This window comes from Bariatricus sp. SGI.019, from assembly GCF_050315235.1.
GTDB lineage: Bacteria > Bacillota > Clostridia > Lachnospirales > Lachnospiraceae > JAFBIX01.
Genome location: NZ_JBNPOQ010000020.1, coordinates 1 through 13052, shown reverse-complemented (window position 1 = coordinate 13052; position 13052 = coordinate 1). Strand labels below are relative to the sequence as shown.

9 protein-coding genes are annotated in these 13052 nt (G+C 39.8%); 2 read left to right on the top strand and 7 right to left on the bottom strand.

The window, feature by feature from the left end:
* Nucleotides 1-60: 60 nt before the first annotated feature.
* Genes ACQRD1_RS12090 through ACQRD1_RS12070 form a run of 5 tightly spaced genes read right to left on the bottom strand, consistent with a single transcriptional unit; the run spans nucleotide 61 to nucleotide 5347 of the window.
* A complete protein-coding gene (locus ACQRD1_RS12090) occupies nucleotides 61-1476 on the bottom strand; it encodes an oxaloacetate decarboxylase subunit alpha (RefSeq protein ID WP_235233178.1) in 1416 nt (471 codons plus the stop codon).
* 39 nt (nucleotides 1477-1515) lie between these two features.
* A complete protein-coding gene (locus ACQRD1_RS12085) occupies nucleotides 1516-2670 on the bottom strand; it encodes a sodium ion-translocating decarboxylase subunit beta (RefSeq protein ID WP_235233179.1) in 1155 nt (384 codons plus the stop codon).
* A gap of 46 nt (nucleotides 2671-2716) precedes the next feature.
* A complete protein-coding gene (locus tag ACQRD1_RS12080; RefSeq protein WP_235233180.1) occupies nucleotides 2717-3091 on the bottom strand; it encodes a biotin/lipoyl-containing protein in 375 nt (124 codons plus the stop codon).
* Nucleotides 3092-3113: 22 nt separating this feature from the next.
* The gene (locus ACQRD1_RS12075) at nucleotides 3114-3893 is read right to left on the bottom strand and encodes an OadG family transporter subunit (RefSeq protein ID WP_235233181.1); all 780 of its coding nucleotides are present in this window, start codon (nucleotides 3891-3893) and stop codon (nucleotides 3114-3116) included.
* A gap of 14 nt (nucleotides 3894-3907) precedes the next feature.
* Complete coding sequence (locus ACQRD1_RS12070) at nucleotides 3908-5347, bottom strand: acyl-CoA carboxylase subunit beta (RefSeq protein WP_235233182.1); 1440 nt, start codon at nucleotides 5345-5347, stop codon at nucleotides 3908-3910.
* 339 nt (nucleotides 5348-5686) lie between these two features.
* On the opposite strand from ACQRD1_RS12070, the gene ACQRD1_RS12065 reads away from it, so the two are divergent.
* Together ACQRD1_RS12065 and ACQRD1_RS12060 are read left to right on the top strand one after the other, a co-directional pair.
* Nucleotides 5687-7042 carry a peptide MFS transporter gene (locus ACQRD1_RS12065; protein ID WP_235233183.1) on the top strand — a complete coding sequence of 452 codons (1356 nt, stop codon included), beginning with the start codon at nucleotides 5687-5689 and terminating at the stop codon, nucleotides 7040-7042.
* Nucleotides 7043-7183: 141 nt separating this feature from the next.
* Entirely contained in the window at nucleotides 7184-8974 is a 1791-nt protein-coding gene (locus ACQRD1_RS12060) for an aminopeptidase P family N-terminal domain-containing protein (protein WP_235233184.1), read from the top strand.
* Nucleotides 8975-9062: 88 nt separating this feature from the next.
* Here ACQRD1_RS12060 and ACQRD1_RS12055 read toward each other — a convergent pair whose 3' ends face one another.
* Both ACQRD1_RS12055 and ACQRD1_RS12050 read right to left on the bottom strand, forming a co-directional pair.
* On the bottom strand, nucleotides 9063-9821 hold the full coding sequence (locus ACQRD1_RS12055) for an ABC transporter ATP-binding protein (RefSeq protein WP_235233185.1): 759 nt from the start codon (nucleotides 9819-9821) through the stop codon (nucleotides 9063-9065).
* Nucleotides 9805-12471, bottom strand: a complete 2667-nt coding sequence (locus ACQRD1_RS12050; RefSeq protein ID WP_235233186.1) for a hypothetical protein — start codon at nucleotides 12469-12471, stop codon at nucleotides 9805-9807. Before ACQRD1_RS12050 ends, ACQRD1_RS12055 begins: the two co-directional genes overlap by 17 nt.
* Nucleotides 12472-13052 lie beyond the last annotated feature (581 nt).

Below are 13052 nucleotides of genomic sequence, written 5' to 3'. Positions count from 1 at the left end.
GTGTGCAAAAATCTGCACACCTTGTTCTTATCATGCTTTCTGTCATTCTATATCTCTGAATTAAACCGGATAACTTCCATTTTCCGTATCAGCTACTGTTGGATCCACTTTTGTCTGCTGTGCTTCTCTGTATTTAAAGAAGTCAACAGCTACTTGCGGGAACAACGCATAAGACAGAACATCCTCATCCTGTTGAATCCACTGCTCACACTCTTTGCGCAATGTATCCAATTCATCAGGAATCAAATCTGCCGGACGGCAGGTAATCGTCTCAGCATTTTCACCCAATACTTTTTTCTTCACATCTTCGTTAAATGGTTTTACAGTTGCACCATACTTACCACTTAAGATATCTTTTGTCTCTTTAGTTGCCATCTTATATCTCTCACCCATCAGCACGTTAAACACAGCCTGTGTACCTACGATCTGGGAAGAAGGAGTTACAAGAGGTGGTTCTCCCAAATCTTTACGTACCTTCGGAACTTCCTCCAGTACATCATAGAATTTATCTTCTGCACCCTGCTCCTTCAATTGAGAAGTAAGATTTGACAACATGCCACCTGGTACCTGATATAACAGAGTCTTAATATTAACACCCATGTTCTTTGGATTCAACAGACCACTTTCCAATGCTTCGTCACGAATCGGACGGAAGTAATCAGCAATCTCAGCCAATAAGTTCTGGTCAAATCCAGTATCATATGGTGTACCTTTGAAAGTCTCAACCATAACTTCTGTTGCCGGCTGAGAAGTTCCAAGTGCAAATGGTGACATTGCTGTATCAATGACATCCACTCCAGCCTCTACAGCTTTCAAATAAGTCATAGATGCAACACCTGATGTATAGTGCGTATGAAGCTGGATCGGAAGATCTACAGCTTCTTTTAACGCGCCAATCAGTTCTGTTGCCTGGTATGGTTTCAAGAGACCTGCCATATCCTTAATACAGATAGAATCCGCGCCCATGTCCTGAATTCTCTTTGCAATATCAACCCAATACTCTAATGTATAAGCATCACCCAAAGTATAAGAAAGAGCCACCTGAGCCTCTGCCTTTTCCTTATTAGCTGCAGTTACTGCAGTCTGCAGATTGCGCAGATCATTTAAGCAATCAAAAATACGAATGATATCAATACCATTAGCTACAGATTTCTGAACAAAATATTCTACCACATCATCTGCATACGGACGATATCCTAAGATGTTCTGTCCACGGAATAACATCTGTAATTTTGTATTCTTAAATCCATCGCGGAATTTGCGAAGTCTGTCCCACGGATCTTCTTTCAGGAAACGAAGGGATGCGTCGAATGTAGCACCTCCCCAACATTCCACTGAATGATATCCTACTTTATCCATCTTCTCAATAATCGGAAGCATCTGTTCTGTTGTCATACGGGTAGCAATCAGAGACTGATGTGCATCACGCAGAATGGTTTCTGTTATTTTAATTGGTTTTTTCTCAATTTCTGCCATTTTATATCCTCCTATAATCTATCAACAATTTTTAGATCATTATACACCTACGCCGAAAATTGCCATAAATGTTCCGGCTGCAACTGCAGTACCGATTACACCCGCTACGTTCGGTCCCATCGCATGCATCAGAAGGAAGTTTGTAGGATCCGCTTCTGCACCTACCTTCTGTGATACTCTGGCCGCCATTGGAACTGCAGATACACCGGCAGAGCCAATCAAAGGATTTACTTTTCCATGCGTTGCATAGCACATCAATTTACCAAACAATACTCCGGCTGCTGTACCAAACATAAATGCTACAAGTCCCAGAACAACAATTTTAATGGTGTCCATATTCAGGAATGCTTCTGCACTCGTTGTTGCACCTACAGAAGTACCAAGCAAGATTACTACAATATACATCAATGCATTAGAGGCAGTCTCAGTCAGCTGTCTTACAACTCCCGATTCACGGAACAGGTTACCAAGCATCAGCATACCAACCAGCGGTGCTGTCGTCGGAAGAATCGTACACACTACAACAGTAACAATAATCGGGAAAAGAATTCTTTCCAATTTAGAAACTGGGCGAAGCTGTTCCATCTTAATCTTTCGCTCTTTTTCAGTTGTCAATAACTTCATAATTGGCGGCTGAATGATCGGAACCAGTGACATGTAAGAATATGCCGCCACCGCAATCGGCCCCATTAATGCCGTCTGCTGTAATTTACCGGCAAGAAAGATAGAAGTCGGTCCATCTGCACCACCAATAATAGAGATTGCTGCCGCTGCTTTATCAGAGAATCCCATTGCCATTGCACCAAGATATGCTGCAAAAATTCCAAACTGCGCTGCTGCTCCCAGCAGGAAACTCTTTGGATTAGCAATCAATGGCCCAAAATCTGTCATCGCACCTACCCCGAGGAATATCAGAGACGGAAGAATTGACCACTCATCCAAAACATAGAAGTAGTAAAGTAATCCTCCGGTTCCATTGGCTGCCTCATCTGCATGCAACATAATATCTGGATAGATATTTACAAGAAGCATACCGAACGCAATTGGTACCAGGAGCAGAGGTTCAAACCCATGTCTGATTGCTAAATATAGGAAAAAACATGCAACTGCAATCATGATCAAATTGCCCCATGTGAGACTGAAAAATGCTGTCTGATGCACGAGGTTTCCTAATGTTGTTGTTATATATTCCATTTTTTAACCTCCAGTCGTGTTAAATAAACATAATCAGATTATGTCTCTAGTTTAATGTAGCAAGAACAGCTCCTGATTCTACAGCATCACCAACTGCCACATCAATACTTGCCACTGTTCCATCTTCTGGTGCCACAACTGGAATTTCCATCTTCATTGCTTCAATAATTACAACCGCATCGCCTCTTTTTACACTCTGTCCAACATTTGCTTCAATCTTGAACACTTTTCCTGCAGCTCCGGCTTTTACTTCAACAGAACCTGCTCCTGCAGCCGGTGCAGCAGTCTTTGGTGCTGCTGGTGCTGCAGCAGGTGCGGCCTTTGGTGCTGCTACTGGCGCAGCCGATGCCACACCTGCACCTTTTTCTTCTACTGTTACATCATATACATTTCCGTTTACTGTAATTGTATAATTTTTCATTTTAAATTCCTCCTTTGGGTAGTTATGCATTCCATTTATTTGACGGACGACGTCTAATACTTCTTACAACAAATCCATCTTTGCTGCATCCTTCTGCCTCTCTGGCGGCAGCAATTGCTGCAGAAATGACTGCGATCAATTCCAGATCATCTGCGACCGGAGTCTCAACTGCAGAAAGATTCTGAACAGGAGCTTTCTCTGTCTTAACTTCCTGTACAGGCTGCTTTTTGAATTTTTTCTCAATCGCAGGAATATATTTAAATAAGGAAATCAGGAATGAAATAAAAATCAGTACTATAAATACCGTTCCCATTCCAAGTATCGTATTTAATCCTGCTTTTTCCAATATTTCTCCTGTTGAATATTCTGCATCAACTGTCATGCTGTCCAGATAAGAATCTTCATCAAATACAAATGTAATCGTTGCTTCACGGTCTGAGAACTCAACTGCTGTTGTAACTTTAAGTTCATCTGTAGATGCCTCAAATGTATAATCACCATGACCTATATATTCACCACACTCTTTAGTAGCCGCTTGCCACGCCTCCAATGCTCCAAGGAAACTTTCCTGCGTAACAGGGATCCCAGCCTCAGTCAACTGTAGCTCAACATTAAAATCTGTCATGGACTTCCACTGTTCGAGCGTTGCTTCATCGGTACTCGCACAATAACTCAACAGAAATTCTGTCGTCTGTTCAATGGTAGCTTCATCATAATCCATTGTTTTATTGCCGCTTCCACATGCGGTAAAGCAGAGCATTGTCGCAAGCACACAGAGTAATAAACTAATCTTTTTTCTCACTTTACCTCACCTCTCTAAACTGCACCATGTTTTTTCATCGGGCGTTCTTCTCTCTTGGTAAATAACATCTCAAATGCACCGATGACATATTTTCTGGTATCAGCTGGTTCAATAATCGTATCTACATATCCTCTTCTTGCTGCTGAAAGCGGGCTTGACTGCAATTCTTTGTATTCTGCTGCTTTTTCTTTTACAGTAGCCGAATCAGAATTTGCATACATAATCTTAGCTGCAAGATTTGCATCCATCATACCAATCTCTGCAGTTGTCCATGCATACACTATATCTGCACCGATAGACTTACTATTCATTGCTACATAAGCACTTCCAAATGCTTTTCCAATCACAACATTCACTTTTGGAACTGTTGCATTGGCAAATGCATAAGTAAGCTTTGCAGCTTCTCTCGCAAGATTTCTTTCTTCACATTTTCCGGCTTTAAATCCAGACACGTTTGTCAAAGAAAGAATCGGAATATTAAAAGCATCACAAAATGTTATAAATTCCGCTGCTTTTCTTGCTCCATGAGCAGACAAGGAGCCATCAAATTCTGCGACAACTTCTGCATTTTCATTGTATACTTTTGAACGGTTCGCAACAGCACCCACTGTCATCCCATTCAATCGAATAAATCCGGTCACCATATCCTTTGCAAAATTCTTTTTCGTCTCAAAGAACACGTTGCTATCAGAAATATTGGCCAGTGCAATTGCAGTATCTTCAACTGCATTTTCAATCCCTTCACATACACGGTTGAGATCATCTGTACACTCATCGTAGGCAACATTTTCCTCATTATTACAAGGAAGCATACAAATTAGGGCACGAATATTTTCAAGGATTTCTGCTTCTGTTCCCACCACATCTACAAGACCAGACTTTTCACTCTGATATTCTGCAGAAGAGGTATCCAGCTTTGAAATCTCATTGCCAGGAATTGCATTTGGTGAATTCACAAATAACTTTGCATCAGATGCTTCCATGAAGGTAAAATCTGTCAAAGCAGGGACGAGAGCAAGTCCACCACCACAAGTCCCAAAGATTGCTGTAATCTGTGGAATCACACCAGAAGCCATTGATTGTTTTAAGTACAGATTACCAAATGCCTCTAATGCATCTGTCGCTTCCTGAAGTCTAAAACCAGCACAGTCTACAAGACCGATTACCGGCGCACCCATCTTCATTGCCATATCATAGATATTTGAAATCTTTTTCGCATGCATCTCACCAATTGCTCCATTTAATACCGTTGCGTCCTGGCTATATACATATACTAAATTTCCGTCAATTACTCCATAACCAGTAATTACACCATCAGCCGGAGTGTCTTTTTCCTGCATGTTAAAATCAGTGCTTCTGGCAGTAACAGCACCACCGATTTCAACAAAGCTTCCTGCATCAAGTAAAGAAGCAATTCTTGCACTTGCTACATTTTCTGTTGCCATGTTGCCCATAGTATAGTCCTCCATTTTCTTACATATTTAAATTGGGTTGATACTTAATTGTAAAGTAGAACCAAATTTTTGCCAATTGTATTATATCGTTTTTCTTCTCTCCATGCAATACTTTTCGCATTTTTCTGTTAAAATATTATCGAATTATTTTTTTATTATATCAAGTTATCATGGCAGCACGTTAAAGCAACTGTGAATTTTGCACTATTCATTAACTTTTTCTTAACTTTTTATTGTACTTTAGTCTAATTTATGATATATTTATCATGGTTTTTAAATGTAGACATTTTTCTACACAAAAACCGAAACAATACTATATTTTTAATTGGAGGGTTAAAAATGGAAACAACAAAAAAGAAATGGCCATTTGGTTTCTATGTATGTAGTTTCTCTTTCACTCTTGAAAGACTTGCATACTACGCTGCTAAATGGGGCGTTGCCATCTTCATCGTTCTTTCTGCAGCAGAAGGAGGTCTTGGACTTTCCAAAGCTGAGGGTGCGTTGATGAGTTCCAACCTGGTAGCATTTACTTATATCACACCAGTTATCGGTGGATACATTGCTGACCGTTGGATTAGCCCAAGACTCCTCGTTCCAATCGGAGAGATTTTAATGGGTCTTGGTTATTTATGTGCATGGCAGGCACAGAGCAAAGGTATGGTTTGGGTTATGATTATCCTGATTGCTATCGGTACAGGTTTCTTCAAAGGAAATGTATCTGGTATCAACGGACGTCTGTTCCCATTAGCTGACGCAGATACTTTGGACTCTATCTTCAGTATCCAGTATTCATTCGTTAATATTGGTTCATTCTGCGGAACAACATTCCTGACTCTTGTTGCTACAAACTACAGCTATCGCTTCATGTTCCTTCTTTGCGGAATCTTCATGTTCATCGACTGTGCATGGTGGCTCTTTGGAATGAAGTTCTTAGGTGATGCTGGTAAGAAACCATTCCTTGTTGACAACAGAACTGAAGATGTTGACAAAGCTGACAAAGAGAAAGACAATGCTCCTCTTACAAAGCTTGAGAAAAATCGTGTTATCGCTATCTTAATCGTAACACTGTTCTCTGGTGTATTCTGGTTAATCTGGTACATGGCTTACATGCCAGTTTACTATGAATTTGGTCCAATTGAGCAGGGCGGTTCCGGATGGGCTAACTGGAACATCGGTTCTTTCCAGATGCCTACTGCATGGTTTGACTCTATGAATGGTCTTCTTTGTATTATTCTTTGTCCTGTATTCGCTGGAATCTGGGCTAAGATGAAACAAAGACCACAGGGCGACTGGGGAATGTTCACAAAGACATCTGTAGGTATTATTATCCTTGGTCTTTGTACAGCATCCATGGTACTTGCTGCATTCCTTAGCGGTGAAGGAACAAAAGATCCAGTTGGTATCTGGGTTATCATCCTGACAGCTGTTGCTATGTCTGTCGGTGAAGTTATCTTCTCACCACTTGGAAACTCTTTCATCAACAAATATGCTCCTAAGAAACTGCTTGGAACATTGCTTGGTGTATGGCCACTCATCATTTTCTTCGCTGGAAAAGGATATGGTCCACTTTACAACTTCCTTGCACAGTTCTCATTCGTTAAAGCTTACGGTATCGTTACAATCCTGATCATCGCCTGCGGTGTTATCATGTTAGCGTTCACGAAGAAATTTGACGAAATGGTTGGCGGTAAATAAGTCAATACATAAAAGGATTTACTTTTTGAAGGAAAGGGCTCCCGGTTCCCCGGGAGCCTTTTTTTCTACAGGAAATCACATTTTCCAAAATATATCTGTGTATTTCATAATGAAATTACAATATAAAGGAGGCAATTGATTATGACAATTGTAGCAGAAAGAATTGCAAAACTTCGTGCTTTGATGGCTGAAAAAGGGATTGATGCATATGTTGTTCCTACTGCCGATTTCCATCAGAGCGAGTATGTAGGAGAACATTTTAAGGCAAGAAAATTCATTACCGGATTCAGTGGCTCTTATGGTACAGCCGTGATTACAAAAGATGACGGTGGTCTATGGACAGATGGAAGGTACTTCTTCCAGGCAACTAACGAACTGGAAGGAAGCGGCATCCGACTGATGAAAATGTTCGTGGGTGATACTCCATCTATCACAGAATATTTATGCGATAATGTACCAGAAGGCGGCACGGTAGGCTTCGATGGCCGTGTGCTTTCCATGGGAGAAGGTCAGGAATATGAAGATGCATTAACAGCAAAGAATATTCAGATTGATTATTCTGAAGATTTGATTGATGCAATCTGGGAAGACCGTCCATCTCTTTCTAAAAAACCAGCATTCTTCCTGGAAGAAAAATATTCTGGCGAGAGTACAGCTTCCAAACTTGCACGCGTGAGAAAGAAAATGGAAGAAAACGGAGCAGATACACATATCATTGCTTCTCTTGATGATGTATGCTGGCTTCTGAATGTCCGTGGAGATGATATCGATTTCTTCCCATTACTGCTTTCCTATGCAATCGTAACCATGGATGCTGTTGAACTATATGTTGACGACTCCAAACTGGATGACCGAATCCATGAAGAATTAAAGAAGAATAACGTCAATATTCATCCTTACAATAATATTTATGAAGATATCAAGAATATCAGCACTGACAGTGTTGCACTGATTGACCCAATGAAAATGAACTACGCTTTGTACAAGAATATCCCTTGCAAAATCGTAGAAGCTGCAAATCCAACTATCCTTATGAAAGCCATGAAAAATGATGTAGAACTTAAGAACATCAAAAATGCTCATATCAAGGATGGTGTTGCAATCACCAAATTCATGTATTGGGTAAAAACACGTTATGACAAAGAACCAATCACAGAGCTTAGCTCTGCTGCAAAATTAACGGAGCTTCGTGCAGAACAAGAAGGCTATATCCGCGACAGTTTCGAACCACTGTGTGCATTTGACGACCACGCAGCCATGATGCACTACTCTCCTTGCGAAGAGTCTGACGTACAACTTAAATCCGGCGCATTTTTCTTAAATGATACTGGCGGTGGATATTATGAAGGTTCTACCGATATCACCAGAACATTTATCCTTGGTTCTGTTGACCAGCAGATGAAAAAATACTTTACTGCTGTTGTACGTGCCATGATGCGCCTGTCCCGTGCAAAATTCCTTTACGGATGCTACGGATACAATCTTGACGTCCTTGCAAGAGGCCCAATCTGGGATCTTGATCTCGACTATCAGTGCGGTACCGGACATGGCGTCGGATACCTCGGTAACATCCACGAAGCACCGACTGGCTTCCGCTGGTATGTCGTTCCAAGCAAGAATGAACATCATCAGTTAGAAGAAGGCATGGTCATCACCGATGAACCAGGAATCTACGAAGATGGAAAATTCGGTATTCGTATTGAAAATGAATTTGTCGTAAAAAAAGGCAATAAGAACAAATATGGACAGTTCATGCACTTCGAGACTATCACATTCGCTCCAATCGACCTAGACGGAATTGACCCTGATGAAATGAGTAGAGATGAAAAAGAATGGCTGAACAACTACCATAAAGAAGTATATGAAAAAATCGGACCACATCTGACAGATGAAGAAAGAGAATGGTTAAAAGAATATACTAGAGCAATTTAATTAATAGGGGACGTAGTAAAATGCAATTTTACTACGTCCCCTATTAAAAAATGTGGTGTACCCAATCGTCATATGCCCTGTACCCAATTTACAATTCTGCCATTCTTTCTAACACTTTATGATAGAATTCTTCGCAGCTTCCAATACGTCTTAGATCTTCCAGCACGATTCCATCTTTTAAGAATATGATTCTTTTGCATTTGCTTGCCATCTGTGGGTCATGTGTAACCATAATGATGGTCTTTTTCATAACTTTATTGATTTTTATGAATTCATCTACCACGATTTTCCCGGATTTTGAGTCAAGATTTCCGGTAGGCTCATCGGCTAAGATTAATTCGGGATTATTTAGAAGTGCCCGGCAGATTGCTGCTCTTTGTTTCTCTCCACCTGATAATTCGTATGGATTTTTGTCAAGAAGATGGGTAAGGCCGAATTGTTCTGCCAGGCTTTCAGCTCTTTCGATGCATGATTCAGCTTCTGCTTTATCTAGAATCATCGGAAGCATGATATTCTCTTTTACGGACAGACTATCCATCAAATATAAATCCTGAAATACGAACCCGATTTCTCTGCGTCGGATATCTGCTAATTCGTCTTTCCATAGTTTATCGATGTCCTTTTCTTTAAAATATATGGTTCCCTTTGTTGGTTCATCAATTAATCCCAACACTTTAATCAACGTAGTCTTTCCACAGCCGGATTTTCCCATAATTCCAACAAATTCTCCCTTTTCTACCTCCAGGTCAATCCCTTTTAGGACCCGGATATCATCTGGCTGTTCTTTCTTGCCGCCCGTTTTTGAATAACTTCTATATAGCTTTTCAGTTCTAATGATTGTTTCCATGGCTGCCCTCCACTTTTCTTATGATATAATACTCCAGGCACTTCATCCCTAGTGATTCTACCGCTGTATAAATAAGGAAAATAATTGTCAATACTTTGGAATATGCAATACAGTCAGTCTGTGAAAATAATCTCAGTTTCCACGTTATTGCCGTAAATACTATAATCGAAATAATCGATATTGTCATGGGTACCCAAAAGTAGAACCCCAATTCTGACTTAATGATTTGTAAGCGTTCTCTTTTTCGCATACCCATGCACTCAAGAAATTCTTGTTGTCTCTTCTTCTCATCCATCTCAGACTCTACTTTCATGTAGAGAAGGATCAAACTTACGATTGCCATAATTATCATGATAAACATACTGACTGCAATATTCATAAATCGTTCGGACTTTATCTGATCAATGAGAGTAGTTTTTGAGTACCATGACTGCACCTCACTGTCAAAAGAATTATCAAATACATGATTATCGTCAAATATCTGCAGTTTCTTTTCCACATCTTGTTTCTGATCATCTGCCACATTTATTAAAACAAGTTGATCCGGCCAGTGATGGATCGTCACATCTTCTATTGCTTCTTCCTCGCTGATCTGCTCACCATTCCAGTATATCGTAGTTTTCCACATATCCTCAACTTCTGCGAAATATTCATCCGAGAACACAACAATATTCTCATGTTCACCCTGTCTCAAATTGCCGATAAGGCTGGTTCGCTCCATTCCAATAACTTTACGTGGCTGAAATAATTTCTCTCGTTTAACATAATCATAAGCTATCAATGGCTGTCCAATATGAAGATAAGGAGTCTTCGTCCCCATATAATAATCAATCGGATGTGCTCTCACACTTTTATCTTCCTGATAGATGACATATATTTCACTTCCATCTTCTGCAAGATTCAGTTGTTTTGGCTTTTCTCCTATGTTCTCACACAATTTTCGATAGGTAGACTCTGAGATTCCGATATGTTGTCCCTGAGGCTGTATACACTCCATTGCACCGTTGATTTCTGTAGAATTATCTGCGTTACTGACTCGAACCATTGGATAACTTAACACTTCCGCCTGATTCTCATTTTTTATCTCTTCAAATATAGGCATATCATCTTCAATCGCCATACATACATAATCATATGGGAACATTGTCTCTGGTTCTTCTTCAATCAGAGATGTGGTTACTTCTCGCGAAAACACAAAAAGCACGCAGATATGTAATATCGTAAATAAAAATAAATACCGATATGCCGTCTTAAAATGATGATAAAAATAATTCTTCTTTAATAAACTTCCCAAATAAATTGAATTCTTCTTTTTTCTCAAGCGCAAATACATATTCCAGCAATGTCGCATAAATAAATATAACCCAATCAGGAAAAATACAATATACACCATTCCTTCTGCATGTTCTCTCTGAGAAAATCCATAAACAGAAAACACAATGACTCCTGCTCCAAATATCATGAATAAAGGGCTCAAAATTCCCGGCATCTTTTCTTTCTGTACAGCTTTATATCTCGCAGAAGTTCCACCCGTCTCATAATAAACATCATGAGTTGCCATGGCAGATATCAGATAGACTAGAAAACTGACCAATAGTGTCAACAAATAACTCTTAACCGTAATGTTTTCCAGCAGAATTGCCCCGTTAAATCCATTCCGAATTGCGATACGGCATACAAACAGAATCACATTTCCCAAAATGCATCCACCAATCAATGCCAGTATCATGCATACTGCCAATTCTGTTCCTATAAACAAATACAGTGTTTTGCTTCGAATTCCAAGATTCTGAAATAATGAATAGCTACTCATATGATTTTTCAGGTAAAACATCAAAACAGATACTATCATGAAAATGGATATTATGATTGCCGATGCAAGAAAATTTAGGAGGATTGTGCCAAGTCCCTGTCCGGTAAGGAGATTTTCCACTCCCTGCATCCCAGATAACATTTCTCGCATCCCCATACCTGCAAAAATAAAACTAATCGACACAGTATCTACCAGCACAAAGATACGATAAGTCGCCCAATTGCTCTTAAAATTCTTCCATACAACCTGATAAAATAACGCGGAGTACTTCCCTTCAAATACAAGCCGTTCTTTCCGCTCTTTTTTTACCTGTCGTTCATGCTCTTTAATCCGACGCATCTCTTCGGTCGCTTCCACCCATGAATCTATCATACGATACCCAATGAGATTGATTCCCTGAAGTATCAGCATAATAAGAAGATACAACTTAGCAAACCAACTATCCATATAAAAAGTAGGGCCACTTGTTATACTGAAAAGATTTGCAGCGCAGATCACCAGACACACGCCCGACACAAATCCCTTCTTCTTATTCGAGAACACCTGTAAAATGCTTATAATCCCCAAAATCTGTAGCACGACTAAGAGAAGCAGCTGCCCAATAAACACAAACATCATGGATTGGATATCCGTCCAGTCCATCCAGCCTTCCCCGATTGATGCAAAATCCGCCCGCATTACTGTCCGCATATCTTCAGATGCATGCAAACGAAATAAATATGCATATGTATTATATCTTTTTCCTCCAAGCGAAATCCACGGAAGAAGCAATATGATCTGCATTATGATTCCTGTAACAAGCAGATACTTTCGATCAAGTGACAGTCTTTTCTTCATTCTTTCCCTCTCCTTGTTCCCCATATTACCTTATAAGTAACATCGCAATACCTACAATTCCACACACACACGAGATTCCAACCTTAAAGGCAATAGAAACAACCGACATTACCCACGCCATCGGATCCGCATTTCCTTTTTTATTGCCTCTCAAAAATATAATTTCAGAAGCTGACCAGAAAAGAAGTCAAAGTCCTATGCGATAGAAGGATACATTACGATAGAATATTGCAATAAAAATCATCAGATTTGCTAGAATATCAAATTTAACATTCCTGCTTCATCCGATTCATATAACTTCTACATTCACTAGTCGGAATTCAGCATTTTGTTACAAAAAATTAAATTGGGGACGGGATTTTTTCATTTTCCTCCGTCCCCAATCGAATTTGCCATGTCCTTTTTTGTATCTATTATAATATACACTGTAGATGAAGTCTATCACTTCTTTATTTAAGGGGAATTTAGATTAGTTAGTTGGTAATTGGGTGTGTACGGCGAGAGGACGGATGGAATGGTTGCCATTGCGGAGTCCTTCGCTTAGAATCCATAACTGAAAAAGGAGCAGATATTTTGTGACC